The 26,975-nt window shown below is 71.5% G+C and carries 23 protein-coding genes and 1 riboswitch; of the genes, 19 read left to right on the top strand and 4 right to left on the bottom strand.

Going from position 1 to position 26,975, the window contains the following annotated elements; all coding sequences use genetic code 11:
• The first annotated feature begins 21 nt into the window (after positions 1-21).
• Positions 22-2,835 carry a leucine--tRNA ligase gene (gene leuS / locus AB0O15_RS30910; RefSeq protein WP_364325571.1) on the top strand — a complete coding sequence of 938 codons (2,814 nt, stop codon included), beginning with the start codon at positions 22-24 and terminating at the stop codon, positions 2,833-2,835.
• 75 nt (positions 2,836-2,910) lie between these two features.
• Here leuS and AB0O15_RS30905 read toward each other — a convergent pair whose 3' ends face one another.
• The 4 genes from AB0O15_RS30905 to AB0O15_RS30890 are packed head-to-tail and all read right to left on the bottom strand — an operon-like array spanning position 2,911 to position 6,284.
• Positions 2,911-3,534, bottom strand: a complete 624-nt coding sequence (locus AB0O15_RS30905) for a maleylpyruvate isomerase N-terminal domain-containing protein (RefSeq protein WP_364325500.1) — start codon at positions 3,532-3,534, stop codon at positions 2,911-2,913.
• A 19-nt stretch (positions 3,535-3,553) separates the two neighbouring features.
• Positions 3,554-4,315, bottom strand: a complete 762-nt coding sequence (locus AB0O15_RS30900) for a VTT domain-containing protein (protein WP_364325497.1) — start codon at positions 4,313-4,315, stop codon at positions 3,554-3,556.
• A 42-nt stretch (positions 4,316-4,357) separates the two neighbouring features.
• A complete protein-coding gene (locus AB0O15_RS30895; RefSeq protein WP_364325494.1) occupies positions 4,358-5,071 on the bottom strand; it encodes a glutamine amidotransferase in 714 nt (237 codons plus the stop codon).
• Positions 5,061-6,284: a MurT ligase domain-containing protein gene (locus AB0O15_RS30890; protein ID WP_364325568.1), complete on the bottom strand. Its 1,224-nt coding sequence runs from the start codon at positions 6,282-6,284 to the stop codon at positions 5,061-5,063. Before AB0O15_RS30890 ends, AB0O15_RS30895 begins: the two co-directional genes overlap by 11 nt.
• 374 nt (positions 6,285-6,658) lie before the next feature.
• Positions 6,659-6,860, top strand: a riboswitch (cyclic di-AMP (ydaO/yuaA leader).
• 6 nt (positions 6,861-6,866) lie between these two features.
• Here AB0O15_RS30890 and AB0O15_RS30885 point away from each other — a divergent pair.
• The 18 genes from AB0O15_RS30885 to AB0O15_RS30800 all read left to right on the top strand — a co-directional run bounded on the left by AB0O15_RS30885 (position 6,867) and on the right by AB0O15_RS30800 (position 26,950).
• Complete coding sequence (locus tag AB0O15_RS30885; RefSeq protein WP_364325491.1) at positions 6,867-7,667, top strand: NlpC/P60 family protein; 801 nt, start codon at positions 6,867-6,869, stop codon at positions 7,665-7,667.
• Between the two features lie 415 nt (positions 7,668-8,082).
• A complete protein-coding gene (gene mraZ, locus AB0O15_RS30880) occupies positions 8,083-8,514 on the top strand; it encodes a division/cell wall cluster transcriptional repressor MraZ (RefSeq protein ID WP_364325488.1) in 432 nt (143 codons plus the stop codon).
• A gap of 191 nt (positions 8,515-8,705) precedes the next feature.
• Entirely contained in the window at positions 8,706-9,773 is a 1,068-nt protein-coding gene (gene rsmH / locus AB0O15_RS30875; RefSeq protein ID WP_364325565.1) for a 16S rRNA (cytosine(1402)-N(4))-methyltransferase RsmH, read from the top strand.
• Complete coding sequence (locus AB0O15_RS30870; RefSeq protein ID WP_364325485.1) at positions 9,770-10,393, top strand: hypothetical protein; 624 nt, start codon at positions 9,770-9,772, stop codon at positions 10,391-10,393. Before rsmH ends, AB0O15_RS30870 begins: the two co-directional genes overlap by 4 nt.
• A gap of 5 nt (positions 10,394-10,398) precedes the next feature.
• A complete protein-coding gene (locus AB0O15_RS30865; RefSeq protein WP_364325482.1) occupies positions 10,399-12,645 on the top strand; it encodes a penicillin-binding protein 2 in 2,247 nt (748 codons plus the stop codon).
• Between the two features lie 21 nt (positions 12,646-12,666).
• Complete coding sequence (locus AB0O15_RS30860; RefSeq protein WP_364325479.1) at positions 12,667-14,178, top strand: UDP-N-acetylmuramoyl-L-alanyl-D-glutamate--2,6-diaminopimelate ligase; 1,512 nt, start codon at positions 12,667-12,669, stop codon at positions 14,176-14,178.
• A complete protein-coding gene (gene murF / locus AB0O15_RS30855; RefSeq protein ID WP_364325476.1) occupies positions 14,175-15,527 on the top strand; it encodes a UDP-N-acetylmuramoyl-tripeptide--D-alanyl-D-alanine ligase in 1,353 nt (450 codons plus the stop codon). Before AB0O15_RS30860 ends, murF begins: the two co-directional genes overlap by 4 nt.
• On the top strand, positions 15,524-16,627 hold the full coding sequence (gene mraY, locus AB0O15_RS30850) for a phospho-N-acetylmuramoyl-pentapeptide-transferase (protein ID WP_364325473.1): 1,104 nt from the start codon (positions 15,524-15,526) through the stop codon (positions 16,625-16,627). Before murF ends, mraY begins: the two co-directional genes overlap by 4 nt.
• A gap of 75 nt (positions 16,628-16,702) precedes the next feature.
• The gene (locus AB0O15_RS30845) at positions 16,703-18,073 is read left to right on the top strand and encodes a putative peptidoglycan glycosyltransferase FtsW (protein ID WP_364325470.1); all 1,371 of its coding nucleotides are present in this window, start codon (positions 16,703-16,705) and stop codon (positions 18,071-18,073) included.
• Positions 18,073-19,182 carry an undecaprenyldiphospho-muramoylpentapeptide beta-N-acetylglucosaminyltransferase gene (murG, locus tag AB0O15_RS30840; protein WP_364325467.1) on the top strand — a complete coding sequence of 370 codons (1,110 nt, stop codon included), beginning with the start codon at positions 18,073-18,075 and terminating at the stop codon, positions 19,180-19,182. The genes AB0O15_RS30845 and murG overlap by 1 nt, the downstream gene beginning before the upstream one ends.
• A gap of 73 nt (positions 19,183-19,255) precedes the next feature.
• A complete protein-coding gene (gene murC, locus AB0O15_RS30835) occupies positions 19,256-20,683 on the top strand; it encodes a UDP-N-acetylmuramate--L-alanine ligase (RefSeq protein ID WP_364325464.1) in 1,428 nt (475 codons plus the stop codon).
• Positions 20,684-20,687: 4 nt separating this feature from the next.
• Positions 20,688-21,458 carry an FtsQ-type POTRA domain-containing protein gene (locus AB0O15_RS30830; protein ID WP_364325461.1) on the top strand — a complete coding sequence of 257 codons (771 nt, stop codon included), beginning with the start codon at positions 20,688-20,690 and terminating at the stop codon, positions 21,456-21,458.
• 300 nt (positions 21,459-21,758) lie between these two features.
• Positions 21,759-22,886: a cell division protein FtsZ gene (gene ftsZ / locus AB0O15_RS30825; protein WP_364325458.1), complete on the top strand. Its 1,128-nt coding sequence runs from the start codon at positions 21,759-21,761 to the stop codon at positions 22,884-22,886.
• Positions 22,887-22,940: 54 nt separating this feature from the next.
• Positions 22,941-23,651, top strand: a complete 711-nt coding sequence (locus AB0O15_RS30820; protein ID WP_364325455.1) for a YggS family pyridoxal phosphate-dependent enzyme — start codon at positions 22,941-22,943, stop codon at positions 23,649-23,651.
• A 199-nt stretch (positions 23,652-23,850) separates the two neighbouring features.
• Positions 23,851-24,561, top strand: coding sequence for a cell division protein SepF (locus AB0O15_RS30815; protein WP_364325452.1), 711 nt, complete (start codon positions 23,851-23,853; stop codon positions 24,559-24,561).
• A gap of 23 nt (positions 24,562-24,584) precedes the next feature.
• Positions 24,585-24,896, top strand: a complete 312-nt coding sequence (locus tag AB0O15_RS30810; RefSeq protein ID WP_364325449.1) for a YggT family protein — start codon at positions 24,585-24,587, stop codon at positions 24,894-24,896.
• Between the two features lie 43 nt (positions 24,897-24,939).
• Positions 24,940-25,758: a DivIVA domain-containing protein gene (locus AB0O15_RS30805; RefSeq protein WP_364325446.1), complete on the top strand. Its 819-nt coding sequence runs from the start codon at positions 24,940-24,942 to the stop codon at positions 25,756-25,758.
• A 385-nt stretch (positions 25,759-26,143) separates the two neighbouring features.
• Positions 26,144-26,950: a hypothetical protein gene (locus tag AB0O15_RS30800; protein WP_364325562.1), complete on the top strand. Its 807-nt coding sequence runs from the start codon at positions 26,144-26,146 to the stop codon at positions 26,948-26,950.
• Positions 26,951-26,975: the final 25 nt, after the last annotated feature.

Raw genomic sequence — 26,975 nt, 5'->3', positions numbered from 1 at the left:
CCGTTGACTTTTGAAGACGAGATGGTGACGATGAGCGACCCCGAGACCCCGCCGTTCCGCTACACGGCCGCGACCGCCGGCGAGATCGAGCCGCGCTGGCAGGCGTACTGGGCGGAGCATGAGACCTTCGCCGCGCCGAACCCGGTGGGCGACCTGGCCGACCCGGACCACCCGCGGTTCGGGGCGCCGAAGCTGCACGTGCAGGACATGTTCCCGTACCCGTCGGGCTCCGGCCTGCACGTCGGGCACCCGCTGGGCTACATCGGCACCGACTGCTACACCCGGTACAAGCGGATGGCCGGGTTCAACGTGTTGCACCCGATGGGCTTCGACGCGTTCGGGCTGCCCGCCGAGCAGTACGCGGTGCAGACCGGCACGCACCCGCGCACCACCACCGAGACGAACATCGAGCGCTACCGCGGTCAGCTGCGCCGGCTGGGCCTGGCCTACGACAACCGCCGCTCGCTGGCCACCATCGACCCGGACTACTACCGCTGGACCCAGTGGATCTTCCTGCAGGTCTTCAACTCCTGGTTCGATCCCGAGGTACGCAAGGCCCGCCCGATCGACGACCTGATCGCCGAGTTCGAGAGCGGCGCGCGCGCGACACCCGACGGCCGCGCCTGGGCCGGCCTGTCCGCCGTGGACCGCCGCCAGGTGATCGACGGGTTCCGGCTGGCCTACGTCAGCCAGGCGCCGGTGAACTGGTGCCCGGGGCTGGGCACGGTGCTGGCCAACGAGGAGGTCACGCCGGACGGCCGCAGCGAGCGCGGCAACTTCCCGGTCTTCCAGCGCAACCTGAAGCAGTGGATGATGCGGATCACCGCGTACGGTGACCGGCTGGTCGAGGACCTGGACGTGATGGACTGGCCCGAGCCGGTCAAGCACATGCAGCGCAACTGGATCGGCCGTTCCCGCGGCGCCCACGTCGACTTCCCGATCGACGACCGGGTCATCAGCGTGTTCACCACCCGACCGGACACCCTGTTCGGCGCCACCTACATGGTGCTGGCGCCCGAGCACGAGCTGGTCGAGTCGATCATCCCGGCGGCCTGGCCGGCCGGCACCAACGAGAAGTGGACCGGTGGCGCCGACACGCCCGCGGCGGCGGTGGCGGCCTACCGGGCCGCGGCGGCGGCCAAGACCGAGGAGGAGCGCACCGCCGACGGCAAGGTGAAGACCGGCGTCTTCACCGGGGCGTACGCCACCAACCCGGTCAACGGCACGCGGGTCCCGGTGTTCATCGCCGACTACGTGCTGGCCGGCTACGGCACCGGCGCGATCATGGCGGTGCCCGGCCAGGACGAGCGCGACTGGGCCTTCGCCGAGGTCTTCGAGCTGCCGATCATCCGTACGGTGGCGGCGCCGGCCGACTTCGAGGGCGCGTTCACCGGCGACGGCCCGGCGATCAACAGCGACTGGCTGGACGGCATGAACGTCGTCGACGCCAAGGCCGCGATGATCTCCTGGCTGGAGGAGCGGGGCAAGGGCAAGGGCGCGACCACCTACCGGCTGCGTGACTGGCTGTTCAGCCGGCAGCGCTACTGGGGCGAGCCGTTCCCGATCGTGTACGACGAGACCGGCCTGCCCGTGGCGCTGCCCGAGTCGATGCTGCCGGTCGAGCTGCCGGACGTGGACGACTTCTCCCCGCGTACCTTCGACCCGGACGACGCGGACAGCGAGCCGGAGACCCCGCTGTCCCGCAAGAAGGACTGGGTCGAGGTCGAGCTGGACCTGGGCGACGGGCCGAAGACGTACACCCGCGAGACCAACACGATGCCGCAGTGGGCGGGCTCGTGCTGGTACGAGCTGCGCTACACCGACCCGCACAACACCAAGGTGCTGGCCGACCCCGAGAACGAGGCCTACTGGATGGGCCCGCGGGAGCCGGGTGACTGCGGCGGCGTCGACCTGTACGTCGGCGGGGTCGAGCACGCCGTGCTGCACCTGCTGTACGCCCGGTTCTGGCACAAGGTGCTGTACGACCTGGGTCACGTGTCGTCGTTCGAGCCGTTCCGCAAGCTGTTCAACCAGGGCTACATCCAGGCGTACGCCTACCAGGACGCGCGTGGCTTCTACGTGGCCGCCGAGGAGGTCGTCGAGACCGACGGCAAGTTCTTCCACGACGGCCAGGAGGTCACCCGCAGCTACGGCAAGATGGGCAAGTCGCTGAAGAACGTCGTCACCCCCGACGAGATGTGCGACATGTACGGCGCCGACACCTTCCGGGTGTACGAGATGGCGATGGGCCCGCTGGACGTCTCCCGCCCGTGGGAGACCAGGGCGGTGGTCGGTTCCCAGCGCTTCCTGCAGCGAGTGTGGCGCCTGGTCGTCGAGGAGGAGACCGGCGCCGTCCGCGTGACCGACACCCCGCTGGACCCGAAGCTGCGCAAGCACCTGCACCGCACCATCGCCGGCGTCCGGGAAGACCTGGACGAGCTGCGCTTCAACACGGCCATCGCCAAGCTGATCGAGCTGACCAACGCGCTGACCCCGCAGGCGGAGTCCACCCGTGAGGCGGTCGAGCCGCTGACCCTGATGCTGGCGCCGTTCGCCCCGCACCTGGCCGAGGAGATGTGGGGCCGGCTGGGCCACGAGGGCACGCTGGCCTACGCCGACTTCCCGGTGGCCGACCCGGCCCAGCTGGTGGCCGAGTCGATCACCTATCCGGTGCAGATCAACGGCAAGGTCCGCGGCCGGGTCGAGGTGCAGCCGGACGCGGCCGAGGACGAGGTACGCGCGGCCGCGCTGGCCGTGGTGGCCGACGCGCTGGCCGGTCGCGAGCCCAAGAAGGTCATCGTGGTGAAGGGCCGCCTGGTCAGCGTGGTCGTCTGACCGGTAGCTCCCGACCAGTGGTAGCCAGGCCCGGCATCCGTGCCACGGATACCGGGCTCGGCCACCACTGGCGGTTCAGCCGATGATCGAGTACCGGTCGGGGAGCGCGGCGCGTCCGGTCAGCGCTCGCAGCAGGAGCGGGCCGTCACCCACGGCGACGGCCACGAAGGTCGCCTGGGTGACCGCCTCGGCCATCGCGTCGAGGCCGGGCGAGAACTCCACCCCGGCCGCCGCGGCCACGTCCTGACCATGGACGACCAGCTCGAATGTCCGGGTCGGCACCCAGTCCTGCACGCGCATGCCGCCGGCCGCGGTCGTCACGACGTCGTCGTCCTTGGCCGCGGCGAGGGTCTGGGTGGCCCGGCCGATGAGCTCGTTCACGGCGCCCGCCGGATCGCCGCCGAGCGCCTTGCCGGCCTCCCGGGCGGACCGGCCCGACTCGGCGTGCGCCTTGGCCACCACGTCGACCGGCGCGACCCGGGCGAAGGCCCAGTACGCCTCGGTCGACGGGATCTCGACCTGGCCGGCCGGGGCGCCGAGCACCTCGGGCACGTCGCGCAGTTCGGTGGCGACGTGACCGACCAGGTCGAGCAGGCTCCAGTCGCCGAGGGCGGGAACGTGCCAGCGGTCGACCGGGACCCGGCTGACCAGGTCCGCGAAGGAGACCGCGGCGGCGCGGTAGGCATGGCGGAAATTCATCCGCCCACAGTGCCAGAGATCAGGCGGTGGCGGCGGCCAGGGCGGCGTCGCGGCGGGCGGCCCGGCGCCAGCGGACCACGATCGTCGTGGTCAGGGTGAAGCCGATCAGCGCCGGGGCCAGCGACATCGGGTTGAGCGAGCCGGGGGCGGTGACGGCGGCGCCGATGACCGCGTACGACACCGCGGACGGGATCGACGCGAGCGTGGTGCCCAGCAGGTAGCGCTTGCGGCAGACGCTGGTGGTGCCGTACGCGTAGCCGATCAGGCCGAACGGCGCGAGCGGGAGGAACCGCACCAGCAGCACCGCGGCCAGCCCGCGGCGGTTGAGCCAGCCGTCCAGGCGCTTCATCCGGCCGTCGGCCTTGGCGCCGAGCGCGCCCCGGCCGGCCCAGCGCCCGGCGTAGTAGGTGGCGGCGGCGGCGATCACCGCGGCGGCGAGGGCGGCCGCGGCGCCGGTGGCCGCGCCGAGCAGCGCGCCGCTGGCCAGCGTGATGGCCGTGCGGGGCACCAGCACGGAGAGCAGCAGGCCGCCGATCACGGCCACGCCGACCGCGGCGACCGGGCCCAGCCCGGCGACCGAGGCGGCGATGTCACGCAGCGGCAGCACCGCGGCGGCCACGGCCAGGCCGGCCACGACCAGGCCCAGCGTGCCGAAGCGGACCAGCCGGCGCCGCCAGGTGACCGGGGCCGGAGCGCCCTCGGTAGCGGTTGCAGCCAGGGGAGAGGCAGCCTGAGGGTCCGCGGAGGTGATGGCCTTCGGGGCGATCAGGGTGTCAGTCATAAAGGCTTACCGCTCCTGGTGTCGTCGGGCTGTTTCGGCTGGTCAGACGCTTGCTGCGGTGAGTCGCTCGGACCTGAGCGCCTCGGCCCAGGCATCGTCGACGGGGGCAAGACTATCCGCGCCCGTCGCCCAACGCAGTAGCAGATCGGCTATCGCTGGGTTGCGGGCCAGCGCCGGGCCATGGCTGTAGGAGCCGAGGATCTTGCCGTGCCAGGCGCCCTCGGTCTGCCCGTCGTTGCCGATGCCGGCGGTCACGTGGGCCAGCGGCGAAACGTCCGGCCCCAGGTGGGTACGCCCGCCGTGGTTCTCGAAACCGGTCAGCGGCGGCAGCCCGAGCCGCGGGTCGATGTCGCCCCGGAGCTCGCCGACGGCCCGCGTCTCGCCCCGGTTCGACTCCAGGTCGAGCAGGCCCAGGCCGGCGAACTTGGCCCCCTTGGCGAAGAAAGAGTGCCCGAAGAGCTGATAACCGGCACAGATGGCCAGCACCGCCGCGCCCTGGCCGACCGCCCGGTGGATGCCGCCGTCGGCGATCAGCCGCTGGGCCGCCAGCGCCTGCGGGCCGTCTTCCCCGCCGCCGATCAGGTAGATGTCGGCGGTGGAGGGCATCGGCTGGTCGGAGCGGACCTCGTGGGTCTCGGCCGGGATGCCGCGCAGGGCCGCCCGGTGGGCCAGGATCAGCATGTTTCCGCGGTCGCCGTAGGTGGACAGCAGGTCGGGATAGATCCAGACGATCCGCAGAACACTTTCAGTTGACACGGTCCAGCTCCGCTCGGATGTCCTGGAAGGCGGTGTAGTTCGCGATCACTTCGAGCCGTCCGGGCGGAGATGCCTGGATCGCCTCGTCGAAGGTCTTTACGTGGCGGAAGGGCACACCGTTCACCGTGAGGCGGACCGCGAGGTCGTAGGCCCGGTCGCCGGTGATCAGCACGGGCCGGCCGTCACGGAGCGGTGCGAAGTCGACGTCGTAGAGCCAGGAGGTGTCCAGGCCGTCGGGGTCGCGGGCGTTGATGGAGAGCAGGGTCGGCGCCACGTCGGCCATGTCGAAGGCCTCGAGCCAGCTCGCCGGGTTCTTGGCCAGCAGCAGCCGGATGTTGCGGCCGTCGCGGTCGACCTGGGCGTACCGGCCGGCCACCGAGGTGACCGAGGACAGCCGGGGCACGCCCTCGATCGCGCGGACGCCGAACTCGGCCGCGGTGGCCAGGGCGGCGGCGGCGTTGCCGAGGTTGACCCGGCCCGGCAGCTGGAGCTTGACCAGGTGCCAGTCGCCGTTCGGGTCGGTGACGCCCTCGTCCTCGACCACCCACTGGGCCCGCGGCCGGCGCAGCGGGCAGCCGACGCACCACCACTCGCCCTCGCGGCGCTCGATCGACGAGCCGCACTCGGGACAGACCCAGGAGTCGTCGTGCCAGCGCTGGCCGGCGCTGAACCAGGTGACGTTGGGGCTGCCGACAGCCGACCAGACCACCATCGGATCGTCGGCGTTGGCGATCACCCGGATGTCGGGGTGGTCGGCCAGCGCGGTCCGCCACAGCTGCGCCATCATCGCCACCTCCTTCGCCCGGTCGAGCTGGTCGCGGCTGAGGTTGAGCAGCGCGACCGCGCGCGGGGTGGTCTCGTCGATCACCTGGGCCAGGTAGTGCTCGTCGACCTCGAGCACCGCGAACGGGGTGGCACCGGCCTTGGCCAGGGCCGAGGTGTGCCCGCTGGGCATGTTGGCGCCGAACGAGTTGGTCGCCACCGGGCCGAGCACGCCCAGCGCGGCGGCGGTGAGCCGGGTGGTGGTGGTCTTGCCGTTGGTGCCGGAGACAAGCGCGATCGCCCGGCCGGTGGCCAGGTTCTTCAGCAGGTCAGGGTCGATCTTGAGACCGATCCAGCCGCCGATGACCGAGCCGTCGCCGCGTCCCGCGGCCCTGGAGATCGCAGCGGCGGTGCGCGAGACGGAGCTCGCCACCTTCGCGCGCATGGGCATCTTCCCGTCCGTCACGGTGGCGACAGTACCCGAACCGGACAGAGCGTCGATCCGGCCGCCCGGTGGCTGCCGGCGGGACGGGCATACCGGAAATCGCGGTCTTCAAGATCATTCGAAAGTTTGTTAATTGTGTGGCGAGACTCACCCGTTACCTTCGACGTTCGGTGATCACCGCACTGCGTACCGCAGTGGCATTTGTCTTGAGCGATATCCAAACCGGACATCGGCGCACATGCCAATTACTCTCCGTGGCCAGTCACGATCTGCAACCGTACGGAAATTCGGTTATCAAGGTCTGGCTGCCGGCGACCGCCCGCAGTTCGTGGACACGCGGGTCAACGCCGAGCTCTGCCCCGGCCCGATTCCACGACCCGAGTTCGAGAACATCCACACAAGGCGACGAGGGGCAGAGACGGGGGACCCAATCGGGTCCTCGCGAAGGCACCGTCACTACCGGCGGTGACCTGAGGGCTCAGGCCGTACGACACGGTCTTGGGGTGAAGCCGCCACGGCGGCCGGGCACACCTTCCCGCCCGAACCCGACAGCTAACCTCGCAGGCGTGCCGGAGGGATCTCTCTACCGTGCAACAAAGCACCTCGAGCCGGCGCCGCACCCTCGGCACCGGCAGCATCGCCCTGTCCCTGGGTATCTGCCTCGGCGCCGGCCAGATCGTGGCCACGCAGCCGGCGGTCGCGGCCACCCCGGTCGTCACCGCCGCCGCGATGCGGCCGCTGGCCAAGGTCACCCAGAAGGCCAGCGCGAAATCGGTGAAGTACGGCGCCTCGATCCGGATCACGACGTTCGTGGCCAACCCGAGCACCGGCAAGAAGGTCACGAGCGGCATGGTGCGCCTGCAGGCGCTCCGCAGCGGCAAGTGGCAGACGTGGCAGACCCGGACCATCCTGAAGTCGGGCGCCTACACCTTCTCGTTCAAGCCCCTGGTCTCCGGCACGTACCGCACCGTCTTCCTCGGCGGCGGCGGAGTGCGCGCGGCGGTCAGCCGGAACAACTCGTCGGTGTCGGTGACGAACAAGGGCGCCATGGTCCTGGCGGAGGCCGCGAGGCACAAGGGAGCGCTGTACAAGTACGGCGCGGCGGGTCCCAAGCGCTTCGACTGCTCCGGCTTCACGCTGTACGTCTACAAGAAGACCACCGGTCGCAAGCTGCCCCACAAGGCCAACTCGCAGCAGAAGTACGGCAGGTCGGTCAGCAAGGGCAGCCGGCAGCCCGGTGATCTGATCATCTTCCGCTCCGGCTCCTACGGCTACCACGCCGCGGTGTACGCGGGCGCCAACAAGATCTGGGACTCGCCGCACTCCGGCGCCCGGGTCTCGAAGCGCAAGATGATCAGCGGCAACTACGTGGTCCGCCGCCTGGTCTGAGTTCAGGACCGCAGTAAGTAAGGCGTAACCACTTTCGCACCGGCGGGGTGCGACCCGGGGTTCCTGGGTCGCACCCCGCCGGCGTCTGTGCTTGCTCCACCACCCTCCCCGCATCTCCTCCACTCCGCTCCACATCCACGCCCGGCGCCGCTGATACCGCGGATCCGGGCAGTTTTTCGTGCCCACCTGGGCGGCATGTCGGAAAGCGGACGCCATGATCAGGCCTTCGCCCTCCACTGGCACTCCACCGCGTCTACCTGCGCTTTCGTCTGCGAATCCGGTTCATGGACGGCACGATTCCGGTTGCGGGTGGAGGGAAGTGGAGTAGAGTGGAGCGCAGTGGCAGGGGGGACCTGCCGGCCCGATTCGACACGGCGGACCGCGAACCGCCGGCAGGGCGTAGGGGGGTTGGCCGATGTTTCTCGGCACGCATACCCCACGCCTGGACGAGAAGGGCCGGTTGATCCTTCCGGCGAAGTTCCGGGACGAGCTGGCGGGAGGTGTCGTGATCACCAAGGGGCAGGAGCGTTGCCTGTACGTGTTCCCGATGCCGGAGTTCCAGCGCATCGCGGGGCAGCTGCGCGAGCAGCCGGTCACCCACAAGGCCGCCCGGGCCTACAGCCGGGTGTTCTTCGCCAGCGCACATGACGAGGTCCCCGACAAGCAGGGCCGGGTCACCATCCCGGCACACCTGCGGGAGTACGCGGGCCTCGACCGTGAGCTGGTCGTGATCGGGGCGAGCACGCGGGTGGAGATCTGGGACAAGCAGTCCTGGGAGGACTACCTCTCGTCGAGCGAGGACGACTTCGCCGACATCGAGGAGGGGGTGCTGCCCGGCGGACTGTGACGGCGTGACACGGACGAGATGGAAAAGACGTCGCTGCCGCCCGTACTGCGAGATCTCCAGCCGCTTGAGTTCCTGGCGCCTCTTCCCCGGCGCCAGGCGCGACGCCCGCCGGCAGCGGGCACGAGCGGATGGGGATCTGGCGGTACGGATTCGACGTCCGGTCGGACCGGGTGACGCACGAAGCCTGGCGACTGGGGGTCGACGTGGGGGAGCAACGTGGCACGCATGTGCCGGTGCTGCTCGAGCGCTGTCTCGAGCTGCTCGCTCCCGCGCTGGGTCTGCCGGACGCCGTGCACGTCGACTTCACTCTGGGTCTCGGCGGTCACGCCGAGGCGGTGCTCGAGCGTTTCCCGGACGTGGTCCTCATCGGGCTCGACCGGGATCCGGAAGCGCTGGCGCACAGCGGGCGACGGCTGGCCCGCTTCGCGGACCGTACGCACCTGGTGCACGCGGTCTACGACGAGTTGCCGTCGGTGCTGGCGGGGCTGGGCCACGAGGCGTTCCACAGTGGCCTGTTCGACCTGGGTGTGTCATCGCTGCAACTGGACGAGCCCGACCGGGGGTTCGCCTACGCGCAGGACGCACCGCTGGACATGCGCATGGACCAGTCGCGGGGGATCACGGCCGAAGAGGTCGTGAACGGCTACCAGCCGGGCGACCTGGTCCGGGTGCTACGGACCTACGGCGAGGAGAAGTTCGCCTCGCGGATCGTCTCGGCGATCGTCAAGGAGCGGGATCAGGGGCGGATCACGTCCACGAGCCGGCTCGCCGATCTGGTCAAAGCGGCCATCCCGGCCGCCGCGCGACGAACGGGTGGAAATCCCGCCAAAAGAACGTTTCAAGCGTTACGTATTGAGGTAAATGGCGAACTCGCCGCGGTCGAGTCCGCGGTGCCATCGGCTTTGGACGCATTGGCGCCGAAAGGGCGCCTTGTGGTGATGAGCTACCAATCGTTGGAAGACCGGATCGTCAAGCGCGCCATCGCCGCGAGGGCGCGCAGCACCGGACCGCTCGACCTGCCGGTCGAGTTGCCCGGAACCGGTCCGACAGTGCGTCTCCTGACGAAGGGGTCGGAGCCGCCGAGCGATGCGGAAGTGGCAGCGAACCCGCGAGCGGCCTCGGTGAGGTTGCGAGCGGTGGAGCGCGTCGAACAGAACCAGGCACCGGGTGCCGGCCGCGAGCGGCCCCGGCTGTCCGCACCACACGGGGGAAGAGGGCGGCGACGCCCGGGGGAACGCACGGAGGGGGAGGGGTCATGAGCGAGCGTACGTACGCGCCGCGGTCGGGGGGCCGGACCGCGGAACAGAACGCAACGACCGGTGCGCGCCGGCATCCGGCCAAGGTGACCCGGACGACTCAGGAAGCCCGCACCGAGGGCACGGCCGCGCTGCGGCTGGACCCGGCGCCGGCCGAGCGGTCGCGCGTCAAGGGCCGGCCGGACAGCCCGGCGCCGCGGCTGCGGGTCGCGCCGCCGGCCGCGATCCGGGCGCCCCGCACGCCGTTCATCGCGCTGGTCATCGTGCTGGTGGTGGCCGGGGTGCTGGGCATCCTGCTGGTCAACACCAAGACGATGGAGAACTCGTTCGAGCTGAGCCGGCTCGAGGACGAGCAGCGCAACCTGGACAAGCGGCAGCAGCAGCTGGAGAACCAGCTCGCCGACTACGAGAGCGCGGGCAACCTGGACGCGGCGGCCAAGCGGGCCGGTCTGGTCAAGGGCGAGCCGGCCTACATCCGGCTGCCGGACGGCCAGATCATCGGGGTGGCCGTGCCGGGCCAGGGCAAGAAGTCGGTGACCGCGCAGGACCAGGCGGACGCCGCGGCCGGCCACGCACCGGCCGGCTCGGCGCCGGTCGACGCGGCGCCGGGCACCGGGCGGTAGCCGCCGTGCCGCCGAAGAAGGACGAGCCACCGCGCCGGGGTCAGCAGCCCCGGCGCGGTGCGTCCCGTGACGTTCCGCCCGGCGACGAGGACGGCCGGCGCGGGTTCGGTGGCATCGGCGAGGCCCGGGCGTACACCCCGCGCGGGCGTACCGTGGCCGAGCGCGACCAGCGCACCCGATCGCCCCGCGCCGGGCGCACCACCGATCCGTTCCGTCCCGCGCTCCAGCTGCTCGAGGGCGGCAAGCCCCGGGACCGCCGGCCCGCGCCCGAGGAGCCCGAGGAGCCCGAGGAGGAGACGCCCGCGAAGGCGGCTCCCCGCAAGCGGACTACGGCGGGCGCCGGGCGTACGCGTACCGAGGCAACCGGTCGTGGCACCCGGGACCGCAAGGTCGCCGTCCCACCCGCACCACGACGGACGGCCGGCGCGCGACCCGCCAAGGCCGCGGCTCCGCCGAACCGCCGGCCACCGTCCCGGCGTCCCGCCCCGGCCGTCCCGTTCGAGCCGCCCAAGCTGGCCAACAGCACCCGCCGGCTGCGGCTGGGCACCGTGCTGGCGCTCGCCCTGTTCGCCACGATCGGCGTGCGGCTGGTCGTGCTCCAGGCGGTGGAGTCGCCGGAGAGCGTGCAGCAACTGCTCAAGCAGCGCCAGGACCGGCTGGCCACGGTGCTGCTCCCGGCGCCGCGCGGTAGCATCCTGGACCGCGACGGCGCCGAGCTCGCGCGCAGCGTCGAGGCCCGCTACATCTACGCCGACCCGGAACTGGTGGAGAACGCGGCGCAGGTCGCGGCCCAGCTGTCCCCGCTGCTCGGCATCGCGCCGTCCAAGCTGGTCGCGCTGATGCGGAAGAAGAAGCAGCCCGGCGGCGGCCCGGTGCGGTTCGTCTACCTGGCCCGCGGCGTCGACCTGCCGGTGGCCGAGAAGATCGCCAAGATGAACCTCAAGGGCATCCGCGAGGACCGCGACGAGCGCCGCGACGTGCCCGGCGCCGACCTGGCCGCCAACCTGATCGGCTTCACCGGCGAGGAGCACACCGGGCTGGAGGGGCTGGAGGCGCGCTACGACGAGTTGCTGCGCGGCACCGACGGCAAGCGCGTGTACGAGGTCGGGCGCGGCGACCTGGACAAGGAGATCCCGGGCGGCTTCCACAAGCTGGTGCCGGCCTCGCCCGGCACCTCGCTCCAGCTGACCATCGACCGTGACCTCCAGTTCGAGGTGCAGCGGATCCTGGCCAAGCAGATGGCCTCGGTCAACGCCAAGGTCGGCGGCGCCGTGGTGATCGACACCAAGACCGGCGAGGTGCTGGCCCAGGCGAGCTACCCGCCGTACAACGCGCAGAAGCCGTTCGACGCCAAGGCGGTCGACCGGGAGGACGTGGTCACCAGCGTGATCGCCGACCCCGGCTCGACCCACAAGGCCCTCGTCTTCGGCGCGGCGCTCCAGGAGGGGCTGATCACCCCGGACTCGAGCCAGGTCATCGGTCCGAGCCTGCGGCGTGGCGGGAAGGTGTTCGCCGACTCGCACCGGCAGGAAGCGGGCACCAGGGTGACGATGGCGGGCCTGCTCGCCTACTCGTCCAACGTCGGCACCATCCTGATCGCCGACCGGCTCGGACCCGAGAAGCTGTATGAGTACCAGCAGAAGTTCGGCCTGGGCCGGGCCACCGGCGAGGGCATGCCGGGCGAGGCCGGGGGCCGGCTGCTGGCGCCCGACGAGTGGAGCGGTTCGGCCTCCGGGTCGATCCCGGTCGGGCACAGCGTCGACGCCACGCTGCTCCAGATGTCCGCCGCCTACGCCGCGATCGCCAACGACGGCACCTACATCCAGCCGCACCTGATCAAGGCGACCCTCCCGTACGAGGGTCCGCCGGTCGCCGCCCCGGCCGCGGCCACCCACCAGGTGCTCCGCCCGGAGGTGGCACAGCAGCTGCGCCGGCTCCTCGAGTCACCGGTCTACAGCAAGGGCGGCACGGGCCGGAACGCCCAGGTCGACGGCTGGCTGGTGGCGGGCAAGACCGGCACCGGCAAGCGGCTGATCGACGGCCGGTACACCAGCTACAGCGCCGGGTCGTTCATCGGCATGGCGCCGGCCGACAACCCGCGCTACGTGATCGGCGTCTTCGCCGACGTGCCCACCGGATCGGGCGGTTTCGTGGCCGCGCCGGCCTTCAGCGAGATGATGAAGACGACGTTGCTGCATTACAAGGTGCCTTTCTCGGCGACCAAGCCGCCCAAGTTCAAGCTGTATCCCTGACGCCGGGTAGGGTCTGACGCCGTGCCCGGCATTCCCCGCCCCCAGAGTGTCCCGCCACATCGGCTGGCCGCGCTCGCAACCCTGCTCAAGGCCGATTTCACGGGCAGCGATCAAGAGATCACCGGCATCACCCACGCCAGTCGTGAGGTGCGTCCCGGCGATCTCTACGCGGCCCTGCCCGGGGCCAACCGGCACGGCGCGGAGTTCGTCGCGACGGCCGCCGGGGCGGGCGCCGTCGCGGTGCTCACCGACCCGGCCGGCCGTGCCGCCGCGGTCGCCGCCGGGCTGCCGGTGCTGGTCGTCGCCGACCCCCGCGCGGTGCTCGGCGAGGCGGCCTCGGCGATCTACGGCGACCCGACCGCGCGGCTGACGATGATCGGCATCACCGGCACCGCGGGCAAGACCTCGACCGCCTATCTGATCGAGTCCGGCCTGCGCGCCGCCGGGCTGACCACCGGCCTGATCGGCACCGTGGAGACCCGGCTCGGCGACCTCGTCGTCGACAGTGTCCGGACCACGCCCGAGGCCACCGACCTGCACGCGCTGCTGGCCGCGGCGATCGAGCAGGGCGTCACCACGGTGGTCATGGAGGTGTCCAGCCACGCGCTGGCGATGGGCCGGGTCGGCGGGGTGCGGTTCGAGGTCGGCGGCTGGACCAACTTCGGCCTCGACCACCTCGACTTCCACGCCGACGCCGACGACTACTTCGCGGCCAAGGCCAAGCTCTTCGACGGCCGCTGCCGGTCCGAGGTGCTCAACCTCGACGACAAGGCGCTGACCGGGCTGATCAAGCCGGCCACGCTGACCTACTCGGCCGACGGCGACACCGGCGCGTCCTGGTGGGCGAGCGAGATCCGGCCCTCCGCGTACGGCCAGCGCTTCACCGCCCACGGCCCGTCCGGCCCGGTCGAGGCCGGGGTCGCCCTGCCCGGCCGGCACAACGTGGCCAACGCGCTGCTCGCCCTGGCCGCGCTGACCGCGGCCGGCGTCGACCCGGTCACCGCCGCGCGCGGCGTCGCCGCCTGCCCCGGGGTGCCCGGCCGGCTGGAACAGGTCGACGCGCCCGGCGAGGTGCTCGGCGTCGTCGACTACGCGCACAAGCCGGACGCGATCGTGGCCGCCCTGGCCGCCCTCCGCGAGCTGGCCACCGCCCGCGGCGGCCGGTTGCTCTGCGTGATCGGCGCCGGCGGCGACCGCGACCTGGGCAAGCGGCCGGTGATGGGCGCCGCGGCGGCCCGGGGCGCCGACCTGGTCGTGGTGACCGACGACAACCCCCGCACCGAGGACCCGGCGGCGATCCGGGCCGCGGTCCGGAGCGGCGCCGAGGCGGCCGGAGCGCCGGCGAAGATCATCGAGGTGGCCGGCCGGCGGGCCGCCATCGACGAGGCGGTCCGGATGGCCGCCCCCGGCGACGTGGTGGCCGTGCTGGGCAAGGGACACGAGCGTGGCCAGGAGGTGGGCGGCGAGATGCTGCCGTTCGACGACCGGGTGGAACTGACCGCGGCTCTCACCGCGCACGGCGGTGCCGCATGATCCGTACGACGTTGGGTGAGATCGCCGAGGTCGTCGGCGGCCGGCTGGTGAACGCCGGGCCGGAGACCGTCGTGGACGGCCCGGTGGAGTTCGACAACCGGCGCCCGCTGGCCGGCGGGCTGTTCGTGGCCTTCGACGGCGAGAAGGTGGACGGCCACGAGTTCGCCGGCGCGGCGATCGCCTCGGGCGCGGCGGGCGTGCTCGGCGCCCGGGACACCGGGCAGCCCGGCGTCGTGGTGACCGACCAGATCGAGGCGCTGGCCCGGCTGGCCCGGTTCTCGCTGGACCGGCTGCCCGACCTGACCGTGGTCGGGCTGACCGGCTCGTCCGGCAAGACCACCACCAAGGACTACATCGGCCAGCTGCTGAGCCGGCTGGGCGAGACGATCGCGCCGCCGGGGTCGCTGAACAACGAGCTCGGCCACCCGTACACGGCGCTGAAGGCGACCGCGAGCACCCGCTTCCTGGTGCTCGAGATGGGCGCGCGGCAGGTCGGGCACATCCGGCACCTGGCCGAGATCGCGCCGCCGCGGATCGGCGTGGTGCTCAACGTCGGCGCCGCGCACATCGGCAAGTTCGGCTCGAAGGAGCAGACCGCGATCGCCAAGGGCGAGCTGATCGAGGCGCTGCCCGCGGACGGCGTGGCGATCCTGAACGCCGACGACCCGCTGGTGGCCGCGATGGCCGTGCGGACCCAGGCCCGCGTGGTCTTCTTCGGCGAGGCGGATGCTTCCGACGTGCGGGTCGACGAGCGCGACCACGCCTCCTACACGCTGGCCGGCCACCCCGTGCGGTTGCGGGTCACCGGGCGGCACCAGGTGTCCAACACGCTCGCCGCGGCCGCCGTGGCGGTCGCCGCCGGGATGCCGGTCGCCGACGCGGCCGCCGCCCTGGGCGAGGTGACCATCAAGTCGGAACGGCGGATGGACGTCTTCGACCGGCCGGACGGCGTGACCGTCATCGACGACACGTACAACGCGAACACGTCGTCGACCGTGGCCGCCCTGCGGTCGCTGGCCACCCTCGGCGCCGGCCGCCGCACGGTGGCCGTGCTCGGTTACATGGCCGAGCTGGGCGACGAGGAGGTCGCCGGGCACCGCGAGGTCGGCCGGCTGGCCGCCGAGCTGGGCGTGGACCGGCTGATCGCGGTGAGCGAGGAGGCCCGGCCGGTGCTGGACGGCGCCGCCGAGGTGCCGGGCTGGACCGGCTCGGCCGAGTTCGCCGCCGACCAACCGGCCGCGATCGCGCTGCTGCGCCCCGAGCCGGGCGACGTCTTCCTGGTCAAGGCTTCTCGTTACCGGACGTGGGACGTGGTGGACGCACTGCGGCCCGAGGGGGTTCGCCCGTGAGGGCAGTCATCGTCGCGGCCGCGGTCGCGTTCATCATCTCGCTGTTCGGCACCCCGATCGCCATCCGGGTGTTCACCGCGCTCAAGGCTGGACAGCCGATCCGTACCCTGGGCCCGCAGTCCCACCAGGGCAAGAAGGGCACGCCCACGATGGGCGGGGTGGCCTTCATCGTGGCCACCGTGATCTCGTACGCGGCCGGGCACCTGGCGCTCACCACGTTGCCCGAGCGGCAGATCGCCCAGGAGAAGCCGACCATGACCGCGCTGGTCCTGCTCGGCCTGTTCGTGTTCTGCGGCGCGGTCGGCTTCCTGGACGACTTCCTCAAGGTCCGCAAGGCGCACTCCGGCGGGCTGAGCGCCCGGGGCAAGCTGGTCGGCCAGCTGGTCGTCGGCGTCGGCTTCGGTGTCGCGGCGCTTTACGTGCCCAGCACCAACGGGCAGACGGTGGCCAGCGAGAGCATCTCGTTCATCCGGGACATCAGCTGGCTGGACGTCGGCAAGGTCGGCTCGGTGCTGGTCTTCGTCTTCGTGATCATGTCGATGTCGAACGGCGTGAACCTCACCGACGGCCTGGACGGGCTGGCCACCGGCGCCTCGATCGCGGTGCTCGGCGCGTACAGCCTGATCGGGTTCTGGCAGTACCGGCACTGGTGCGGTGACACCAACTACCAGCGGGTCGCCGCCTACTGCTACGAGGTGCGTGACCCCTTGGAGGTCACGATGATCGCCGCGGCGGCCGCGGCGGCGTGTGTCGGCTTCCTGTGGTGGAACACCAACCCGGCCCGGATCTTCATGGGCGACACCGGCGCGCTCGGCCTGGGCGGCCTGATCGGCGGTCTGGCCATGGCCACCCGGACGACCCTGCTCTCGATCATCATCGGCGGGCTCTTCGTGATCATCACGATGTCCGTGGTGATCCAGATCATCTCGTTCAAGACCACCGGCAAGCGGGTCTTCCGGATGTCACCGCTGCAGCACCACTTCGAGCTGGCCGGCTGGAGCGAGGTCAACATCGTGGTGCGGTTCTGGATCGTGGCCGGCCTCTGCGTGGCGGTCGGTCTCGGGCTCTTCTACTCCGACTTCCTCGCGGTGATGGGATAGACGTGCGCTAAGTCGCGGCGCGACACGCGCCCCGGGTGAGCCCCGGGGACGCCGACAAAAGCGATGATGTTTCTCATGGGGGAGGACCAGAGGACGTCGAGGCAGTCGCTCAGCCGGCAGTACCTGCCCGCGATCCACGGGTTGCTGGCCCGGCCGCTGTCCTCGTACTACCTGTTGACCGCGAGCAGTGGCCTGCTGCTGCTGATCGGCCTGACCATGGTCTTCTCGGCGACCAGCGTGAAGGCGTACTCGGAGCACGGCAACGCCTTCAGCGCGATCCGCAACCAGGCGATCTTCGCCGCGCTGGGCCTGCTCGCGTTCTGGGTGTGCCAGCGGCTGCCCGCCGGAACGCTGCGATCGCTGGCCAAGTACGTGCTGGGCGGGGCGGTCGCCCTGCTCGCGCTGCTCGACCTGCTGGTGCTGCTGGAGTCGGCCGGCGTCGTGGAGTCGGCCAAGGTCGGGCCGTTCGAGGCGCAGCTGCTCTGGCTCTACATCGGGCCGATCGGCATCCAGCCCTCCGAGCTGGCCAAGCTGGGCGTGGTGCTGTGGGGCGCGGACATCATCGCCCGCAAGGGCGCCGCGCTCGGCCACTGGCGTGAGCTGGCGATGCCGCTGTTCCCGATGGTCGGCCTGCTCTTCGTCCTGGTCGGCTACAACGACCTGGGCACCATGCTGGTGCTGCTGGCGCTGATCGTCGGGCTGCTCTGGGCGGCCGGGGTCCGGCTGCGGATCTTCGCCGCGCTCGGTGTGCTCGGGCTCTCCGGCATCGGGCTGCTGATCGCGGCCGCGTCCCGGGGCGCCGGTTCCGGCGCGGTCGGCCAGGACAACTACCGCCTGGAACGGGTCACCTCGTTCATCTCCCCGCCCCCGGACTGCAGCCAGGGCCCCTGCTACCAGCTCATGCAGGCCCGGTCGGCGATCTACGAGGGTGGCTGGTTCGGCGTCGGGCTGGGCAAGAGCGCGCTCAAGTGGGACTGGCTGCCCCAGTCGGACAACGACTTCATCTTCGCGATCTTCGCCGAGGAGCTGGGCGTGGTCGGCTGCTTCGTGGTGCTGGCGCTGCTCTCCGTGCTCGCGTACACCGGCTTCCGGATCGCCCGCCGGGTCGACGACCCGTTCCGCCGGCTGGCCGCGACCGGCATCACCACCTGGCTGGTGGCCCAGGCCGTGATCAACATCGGCGGCGTGGTCGGCCTGCTGCCGATCACCGGCCTGCCGCTGCCGTTCATCTCGGCCGGCGGTAGCGCCCTGGTCGTCACGCTGGCCGCCATCGGCATCCTCGCCTCGTTCGCCCGCGCCGAGCCGGACGCGGCCCGGGCCCTGAACGCCCGTCCGCCGTCGAGATGGGTACGGCTAGTCTGGGCCCCGCTGCCGCCGCTCCCCCCGCCGCGGCGGCCCCTTCAGAAGAAGGCTCCGGTGAAGGCGGGGAGTGAAAGGAGACGGTGATGGTCTCGCTGCGGTCGGTCGTGGTCGCCGGCGGAGGCACCGGTGGTCACATCTACCCGCTGCTCGCCTTCGCCGACGCGTTACGCCGGGCCTTCCCGCAGGTGCAGATCACCGCCCTGGGCGGCGAGAAGGGGATGGAACGCGAGATCATCCCGGCCGCCGGGTACGACCTGCGCATCATCCCCGTGCACCAGCTGCCGCGGTCGCTGAACATGAACCTGATCCGCACCCCCGACCGGATGTGGAAGTCGGCGCACGCCGCCGGCAAGGTGATCGACGAGGTCAAGGCCGATGTGATCGTCGGCTTCGGCGGCTACGTGTCGGTGCCGGCCTACCTGGCGGGCTGGCGTCGCGAGCTGCCGATGGTGATCCACGAGGTGAACGTGCCACCGGGCGTGGCCAACAAGCTCGGCATGAAGTTCACCAAGAATGTGGCCGTCGGCTTCCCGCACCAGCCCCAGCAGTCCGAGGCGCTGCGGGATGCTCGCGTGGTGGGCGTACCGATCCGCACCTCGATCTCCCGGATGGACCGCGCCGCGATTCGTCCGCAGGCGCTGGCCCACTTCGGCCTGCGCCCCGACCTGCCGGTGCTGTTCGTCTTCGGCGCGTCCCAGGGGGCCGGCTCGATCAACGACGCGGTCTCCGGCGCGGCCAAGGCGCTGACCCACGCCGGCGTCCAGGTGCTGCACGTCCAGGGTGGCCGCCGCGACCCGTTCGAGGTGCCACCGGGGCTGCCGGCGCCCTATGTGGTGGTGCCCTACCTGTCCGACATGCAGCTCGGGTACGCGGTCGCCGACCTGATCGTCTGCCGGGGCGGCGCGATGACGGTCGCCGAGACCACGGCGGTCGGGGTGCCGTCGATCTACGTGCCGCTGCCGTGGGGCAACGGCGAACAGAAACGCAACGCGTTGCCGGTGGTCGAGGCGGGCGGCGGCCTGATGGTCGAAGACGCCGAGCTGACCCCGGACTGGGTCGAACGTACGGTGATCCCGCTGCTGCGCGACCCGGGGCGGCTGCGGGCGATGGGCCAGGCCGCCGCGGCCTACGGACGCCGGGACGGCGACGAGGCGCTGGTCGACTTCGTGTGCGAAGCCGTGGAGAGCCGATGAGGTCGCGTAGCGGTGCAGAGCCGATGAGGTCGCGAAGCGGTGGAAAATCGATGATGAGCAGGGGAGTCGCAGCGTGAACACGGCGGAGCTGACGCCGGCCGGTGAGTTGACCGCCGAGGACCTGGGCAGTGTGCACCTGATCGGGATCGGCGGCGTCGGCATGTGCGGCCTGGCCCGGCTGCTGCTGACCCGGGGCGTGCCGGTCTCCGGCAGCGAGCTGCGCGAGTGGCCGACCCTGGCCGCGTTGCGCGCGCTCGGCGGCACCGTGCACATGTCCCATGTGGAGTCCAACCTGGACGGCGTGGACACGGTGGTCTACTCCACCGCGATCCCGTTCGACCACGTCGAGCTGGCCGAGGCCCGCCGGCGGGGGCTGCGCGTGCTGCATCGGTCCGAGGCGCTGGCCGCGGCGATGACCAACCGGCAGGCCATCGCGGTGGCGGGCACCCACGGCAAGACCACCACCACCTCGATCATGACGGTGATCCTGCAGCACGCCGGTCAGGACCCGTCGTTCGTGATCGGTGGCGAGATCTCCGAGGCCGGCTCCAACGGCCACCACGGCACCGGCCCGCACTTCGTGGCCGAGGCCGACGAGAGCGACAAGTCGTTCCTGATCTATCGGCCACACGTCGCGATCATCACCAACATCGAGGGCGACCACCTCAACAACTGGGGTGACCTGGCCGGGCTCAAGGCCGGGTTCCTCGACTTCGCCCGGCTCACCGACGCCGACGGCTTCGTGGTCACCTGCGCCGACGACCCGGGGACACAGGAGCTGATCGCGGCGCTGCGCGCTGAGGGCAAGAGCGTCTTCACGTACGGCGAGAGCGAGGCGGCCGACCTCCGGATCTGGGACATCTCCTCGGCCACCGGCGGCGTGCGCTACCAGGCCTCGCTGAACGGGCAGCCGCTCGGCGAGCTCAAGCTGGCGCTGCCCGGCACGCACATGGGCCTGAACAGCGCGGCGGCCGTGCTGACCGCCCTCGAGCTGGGCATCCCGCTGGCCTCGATCAGCGAGGCGCTGTCCTCGTTCCCGGGGGTCCGGCGCCGGTTCGAGCGCAAGGGCATCGCGGCCGGCGTGCGGGTCTACGACGAGTACGCGTACCACCCGACCTCGGTCAAGGCGGCCCTGCGCACGCTGCGCGAGGTGGCCGGCGACGGGCGGCTGCTGGTGGTCTTCCAGCCGTACCGGGTCTACCGCACCCGTGACCTGCAGGCCGAGCTGGCCGAGGGGCTGGCGCTGGCCGACGAGGTGATCTGCATGGAGGTGTTCGGTCCGGGCGAGACCCGGCAGCCGGGCGAGGGTGGCGTGGCGCTGACCGCGGCGATCGACCTGCCCGCCGGGCACAAGGTGTTCGTGCCGTCCTGGGAGGACGTGCCGGCCGAGGTGGTCCGGCGCAGCCGCCCGGGCGACGTGGTGGTGACGATGGGCGCGCCGCCGATCTCGATGATGGGTGACGAGCTGCTGGACGTCCTCGCCGCCGCGGACAAGGACTGATTCGATGATGGCCGGCGGGGGCGGGCGGAACTGGCGACTGGTCCGGGCGGACACCGACGCGGTGCCGTCGTCGGTGCGCCGGTTCATGGCCCGCGCCCGGCAGCGCCGGCTCCGCGCGGCGTTGCCGTGGGCGGTCGCGTTCGGCGTGGCGCTGGTGATCGGCGGCCTGGTCTGGATGGTGTACGCGACCCCGGTGCTCGGCGTCCGCGAGGTGCGGGTGGTCGGCGCCGATTCGCTCAGCACCGTCGAGGTCGAGGAGGCCGCGTCGGTGCGGCTGCGTGAGCCGCTGGCCCGGGTCGACCTGGACGCGGTCCGGGGCCGGGTGCAGGGCCTGGCCGCGGTCGACCACGCCGTGGTGTCACGGAGCTGGCCGGCCACCGTGGTGGTCGAGGTGGTCGAGCGGACACCGGTGGCCGCGGTCCAGGCCGGCCAGCAGTTCACCCTGATCGACGGCGAGGGCGTGCCGTACCGGACGGTCGAGCGCAAGCCCTCGGCCATCCCGCTGGCCGCGCTGCCCAAGCCGGGCCCGGACGACGTCAACACCCGGGCCATGCTGACCGTGCTCGGCTCGCTCACCGAGGAGCTTCGGGAGCAGCTGCTGCAGATCTCGGTCCTGGCGCCGGCCCGGATCGAACTCTCGCTCCGCAAGGACCGCAAGGTGATCTGGGGCGACGACTCGGCCAGCGAGACGAAGGCCCAGGTCTCGACGGCTCTGCTGAAGAGGGATGGGCAGACCATCGATGTCAGTGCGCCGACGGTCGTGACGATCCGCTAGAGTGGGGCATTAACCGGACACACACGCACAAACGGAGCTTTACGGCGGAGGTTACGGCTTCGTCGGATTTCCGCCACGTAACCGGCCGCCGACACGCCGCGTGGGTCCTTGGTTTCACCAGTGACGGCTGCTTACGTTGCGACCAGAGGTTCGATGGTTGACATAAGACTAAGCCTCTAGTAGAGGGTGAGGGTTTCCTCGCCCTCCCTTGTACGGCCAGCGGCAGTCGAAGTGCGGTCCCCACCACGGACCGCAGGGGCCTTCTTCTGCCACTAACCCTGGAAGGGAAGGCTGAGCCCGATGACTCCTCCACACAACTACCTAGCCGTCATCAAGGTGGTCGGCATCGGTGGCGGTGGCGTCAACGCCGTGAACCGCATGATCGAGGTCGGGCTCAAGGGCGTCGAGTTCATCGCGATCAACACCGATGCGCAGGCGCTGCTGATGAGTGACGCCGACGTCAAGCTCGACGTCGGCCGCGAGCTGACGCGTGGCCTGGGCGCCGGCGCCCAGCCCGAGGTCGGCAAGAACGCGGCCGAGGACCACCGCGACGAGATCGAAGAGGTGCTCAAGGGCGCCGACATGGTCTTCGTGACCTGCGGCGAGGGCGGTGGCACGGGCACCGGCGGCGCGCCGGTCGTGGCGCAGATAGCCCGTAAACTTGGTGCGCTCACCATCGGCGTGGTCACCCGGCCGTTCTCGTTCGAGGGCAAGCGCCGCCAGGTGCAGGCCGAGGCCGGCATAGACGAGCTGCGCAACCAGTGCGACACCCTGATCGTCATCCCGAACGACCGGCTGCTCGCGCTGGGCGACCGCGGGATCAGCATGATGGACGCGTTCCGGCAGGCCGACCAGGTGCTGCTCTCCGGCGTCCAGGGCATCACCGACCTGATCACCACGCCGGGCCTGATCAACCTGGACTTCGCCGACGTCAAGAGCGTCATGTCCGGGGCCGGCAGCGCGCTCATGGGCATCGGCTCGGCGCGCGGCGACAACCGCGCGGTCGAGGCGGCCGAGAAGGCGATCTCCAGCCCGTTGCTCGAGCAGAGCATGGACGGCGCCCGCGGCGTGCTGCTCTCCATCGCCGGCGGCTCCGACCTCGGCCTGTTCGAGATCAACGACGCGGCGCAGCTGGTCACCGACGCGGCCCACCCGGACGCCAACATCATCTTCGGCGCGGTCATCGACGACGCGCTCGGCGACGAGGTGCGGGTCACCGTGATCGCGGCGGGCTTCGACGGGGGCACGCCCTCGTACAAGCCGGTCGAGACCGCGCGCAAGGTGGTCCAGCAGCCGAGCGCGCCGCCGGCGACCACGCCGGCGCCGGTCCCGGTGGCGAGCGCGCCGCCGGCGGCCACCACCCCGCCGCCGCGCCGGGTGCTCTTCGACGACGTCGACGTGCCGGACTTCCTGAAGAACGGGTCGTAATGCTCGAGCCCGAAGGGTCCGGGTTCTCCGTGCCGTCCGGAGGACCAGGCTTCGGTGGCTAGCATCGACAGGCGCGCGCAGCTCGACAGCAACCTCGGCGAGGTGCGGGAGAGGATCGCGCGCGCCTGCTCGGCGGCCGGCCGGGCGGCCGACGAGGTCACCCTGGTGGCCGTCACCAAGACCTATCCGGCCGGCGACGTGGTGCTGCTGACCTCGCTCGGCATCGCCGACGTCGGCGAGAACAAAGATCAAGAGGCCGGGCCCAAGGCGGCTGAGGTACGCGCGGCCGGCGCCTCGCCGCGCTGGCATTTCGTCGGGCAGCTCCAGCGCAACAAGGCCCGTTCGGTCGTGACCTATGCCGACGTGGTCGAGTCGGTGGACTCGGTCCGGCTGGCCGTGGCGCTCGATCGTGCCGCCGCTGACCTGCGGGAAGAACCGCTGGACGTGCTGGTCCAGGCCAGCCTGGACGAGTCGCCCGGGCGTGGGGGCGCCCACGGTTCCTCGCTCTGGGAAGTCGTCGACGCGGTCGCCGCCTCCTCCGCCCTGCGGCTTCGCGGGCTGATGGCGGTGGCGCCGCTGGGCGTACCGGCCGGATCCGCCTTCGAGGTTCTGCGCACTTTCTCGGCCCGGCTGGTGGCCGATCACCCCGAGGCGACCGTCGTCTCCGCGGGGATGAGCGGGGACCTGGAAGAGGCCGTCGCGCACGGAGCGACACACGTAAGGATCGGCACTTCTTTACTCGGGATGCGAAACAGGCTGCGGTAGCCTTGCGGCGGGCAGCAAACTACATAGGTGTTGTTTACGCGCCTCCCTTTGCGGGGACGGCGCCCGGACAGCGCGGCGCGTGTGCGTAAGGCGCGTGCAAGGGGGGAAGCGGCCCCGACTGGGGGTTGCGGGCCGCGATCGGAATTGAGGTGGGGGCAATGGACGGTCGGTTCGGCGCCGAGCGGGACGAGGTGACAGCGTGAGTGCTCTGCGTAAGGCCGGTGTGTGGCTCGGTCTCGTCGAAGAGGACGACGATCGCGCGTACGACGACCGTGGCTACCGCGAGAACAGTGGCTACCGCGAGCGTGACCGGGACTCCGGTTACCGCTACGCGGACGAGTTCGCCGACGAGGACGAAGACGCCGAGGAGCCGGCGCCGGTCCAGCGGTCCCGCCCGAACAACCGCGACCGCGGATCCGGCCGGCTCCAGCGCGCCGTCGCCGAGCTCGAGGAAGAGGAGGAGCGCGCGGCCGCCGAGCGTGACGACCGCCCCGAGCGGGCCACCGTGCGCCACATCGCGCCCTCCGGCACCAGCCGTAACAACTCCAACGCGGACAGCTACCCGACCCGGGGCGATCTTGCCCTCGCGCCCCAGGTCCAGGTGCACCAGCGCGCAGCCGAGGAAGATCAGCGCTACCAGATCACCACGCTGCACCCGACCACCTACCGTGAGGCGCGGACGATCGGCGAGCACTTCCGCGACGGTGTGCCGGTGATCATCAACCTGACCGAGATGGACGAGAGCGACGCCCGCCGGCTGGTCGACTTCGCCGCCGGTCTGGCTTTCGGCCTGCGCGGTACGATCGAGCGCGTGACCAACCGGGTTTTCCTGCTCTCACCGGCAAATGTCCAGGTCACGGCAGAGGACAAGGCCAAGATCGCTGAGGGCGGGTTCTTCGCCCAGAGCTGACCCGAACGAGGGAAACCGCCCACGTGCTGTCGATTTTGTTTCAGGTTCTCTATCTACTTGTCTACGTCTTCTTCCTGACTCTGCTGGCGCGCTTCGTCATGGGCGCGGTGTTGCAGTACGGACGCCGCTGGCAGCCCGGCCGAGGCGCGTCGGCGGCATTGGAGTCGGTGTGGAGCGTCACTGATCCACCCCTCAAGGCGTTGAGGCGTGTGATCCCACCGCTTCGAATTGGTAACGTGAGCGTGGACCTGGCGTCCCTGGTCCTGCTGGTTATCCTGTTCGTGCTTTTGAACTTCGTGTTAGAGAGCCTCATCGTCACCTTCAGCAGGGGTTGATGAGGCCCTCCCCACGCGGCCGCAACTGACCCGAGGAGTTTCGATGCCGCTGACCCCGGCCGACGTGCACAACGTCGCCTTCAAGAAGCCTCCGATCGGCAAGCGGGGGTACGACGAGGAGGAGGTCGACGCCTTCCTGGATGAGGTCGAGCGCGAACTCGCCCGTCTGATCGAGGAGAACAACGAGCTGCGCGCCCAGGTGGAGCGCGGCGGTCGGGGTGGCGCGCCAGCCGTCCCGGGTGCCGACCCCCGCATGGCCGCCGAGCTCAACGACATGAAGGCCCAGTTGGACCGCATCCAGCGGGACAAGGCCGCAGCTGAGCAGGCCGCACGGCAGATGCAGGCCGAGCTCGACCAGGTGCGTGCCCAGGGTCCGGTCGGCGCCGGTTCCACCTCTTCCGGCGGCGACGGCGAACAGCAGGCCCTGCGCGTGCTCATGATGGCCCAGCGCACCGCCGACGACCACGTGTCCGACGCCCGCCGCGAGGCCGACAAGCTGCTGTCCGACGCCCGGTCCAAGGCCGAGGAGGTCACCCGCGAGGCGCGCGCCAAGGCGGATGCCCTCGAGCGGGACGCGCGTCAGCGTCACCAGGAGGCCATGGGCGGCCTCGACGCCAAGCGGTCCGCGCTGCAGAAGCACATCGAGGAGCTGAAGCAGTTCGAGCGGGAGTACCGCACCCGTTTGAAGGCGTACCTGGAGAGCCAGCTGCGTGACCTGGACGGTCGTGGGCAGGGCCTCGAGGCCGAGATCGCCCGTGCCGACGCCGGTCGTTCGGTCGGTGGCTCCGGTGGCCTGGCCGCCGCGGGTCTCGCCGGCTCGTACGGCGGCAGCCGCGCCAACTCCATCGAATCCGGCCGCTGACACTTCCTGTCATCGGTCGGCTGCACCTCGACGAGGATGAGCCATGATCGTTGTGACCCTTCTGCTCATCCTCGTCGCGGTGACGCTGCTCGTCCTGGGCCTCGCCGACGGGGCGAGCACGATGCTGATCGGCTCGATCGTGGCCAGCCTGCTGGCCGCGGTCGCCCTGGTCATCGGCGCCCGCCGCGCGGCCACGCTCCGCCGCGCCGCCGAGGGCGTCCCGGCGAGCCCCGCTGACGACGCCTTCCTGAGCGAGTCGCCGTCGCCCGCCGAGTTCGCCACGGCCGGCGCGCGAACCTCCACCGGCCCCGGCCCCGGCGGCACCCACACCGGCCAGGGCGCCCGAGCGGCCCGCCGCGCCGCCGCCCCCGCGCCCTCCGAGGTCGTGTACGACGAGTTCGCGCCGCCTCCGCCGCCCGCCGCGACCGGCCCCGGCGACTACCCGCCTCCGCCGCCCGCCGCGACCGTCGTCCACGAAGACTTCCCGCCGCCGCCCGGCCCGGCCGCCGACTACGCCCCGCCCGGCCGCGAGGACTTCCTGCCGCCGCCGCCCGGATCGTCGTCGTCCGAGGCCTACGCCGACGAGTTCCCGCCGCCACCGCCGGCCGCTGCTCGCGCGGCCCGCCCGGCGCGCGACGCCGATTCCGATTTCTCCGCGTCTGACCCGATCTTGGACGATGAGGACGACGACGACCTGCTCGAGCCCGAGCCCGGCCGCCGCGCCCCCGACTACGACCGTGCCTCCTCGACCATCGACTCGGCCCGCGCCGAGGGCCGGCCCGAGGCGTGGCGCACCGACCCCACGCTGACCGACCCCGGCACCCGCCCGGCCGAGCCGTTCGACGACGAGGCCCCGCTGCTGCTCGACGACCCGGCCCCGGCGCCCGGGGCGACCGCGCCGTCGACGGACGCCCCGGCCGAGGAGGAGTTCGACGAGGCCGACGACGACGACCCCGAGGACGAGCCGCTGCCGCAGGCGGTCCACCCCGGTGACGCGGTCCAGGTCGCCCGGATGGACGCCGAGGTCCTGGTCGTCGACGGGCGCCCGCGCTACCACATGGCCGACTGCCCCCACCTGGTCGGCCGCCTCACCGAGGGCCTGCCGGTGAGCGAGGCCGTCGAGCTCGGCTTCAACCCGTGCGGCCTGTGCCGCCCGGTCGACCGCCTGGTCGCCCGCGCCAACCATCACTGATCGTCGCGGCGCGGCCCCGGTGCGC

It is taken from the genome of Actinoplanes sp. NPDC089786 (genome assembly GCF_040684855.1).
Taxonomy (GTDB): domain Bacteria; phylum Actinomycetota; class Actinomycetes; order Mycobacteriales; family Micromonosporaceae; genus Actinoplanes.
This window is presented reverse-complemented; position numbering and strand designations above follow the sequence as displayed.

Coding starts and splice junctions, on each gene's coding strand:
- leuS (WP_364325571.1), top strand. CDS start 22: ATGGTGACGATGAGCGACCCCGAGACCCCGCCGTTCCGCTACACGGCC.
- AB0O15_RS30905 (WP_364325500.1), bottom strand. CDS start 3,534: ATGAATTTCCGCCATGCCTACCGCGCCGCCGCGGTCTCCTTCGCGGAC.
- AB0O15_RS30900 (WP_364325497.1), bottom strand. CDS start 4,315: ATGACTGACACCCTGATCGCCCCGAAGGCCATCACCTCCGCGGACCCT.
- AB0O15_RS30890 (WP_364325568.1), bottom strand. CDS start 6,284: ATGCCCATGCGCGCGAAGGTGGCGAGCTCCGTCTCGCGCACCGCCGCT.
- mraZ (WP_364325488.1), top strand. CDS start 8,083: ATGTTTCTCGGCACGCATACCCCACGCCTGGACGAGAAGGGCCGGTTG.
- AB0O15_RS30870 (WP_364325485.1), top strand. CDS start 9,770: ATGAGCGAGCGTACGTACGCGCCGCGGTCGGGGGGCCGGACCGCGGAA.
- murF (WP_364325476.1), top strand. CDS start 14,175: ATGATCCGTACGACGTTGGGTGAGATCGCCGAGGTCGTCGGCGGCCGG.
- AB0O15_RS30845 (WP_364325470.1), top strand. CDS start 16,703: ATGGGGGAGGACCAGAGGACGTCGAGGCAGTCGCTCAGCCGGCAGTAC.
- murG (WP_364325467.1), top strand. CDS start 18,073: ATGGTCTCGCTGCGGTCGGTCGTGGTCGCCGGCGGAGGCACCGGTGGT.
- AB0O15_RS30830 (WP_364325461.1), top strand. CDS start 20,688: ATGATGGCCGGCGGGGGCGGGCGGAACTGGCGACTGGTCCGGGCGGAC.
- ftsZ (WP_364325458.1), top strand. CDS start 21,759: ATGACTCCTCCACACAACTACCTAGCCGTCATCAAGGTGGTCGGCATC.
- AB0O15_RS30805 (WP_364325446.1), top strand. CDS start 24,940: ATGCCGCTGACCCCGGCCGACGTGCACAACGTCGCCTTCAAGAAGCCT.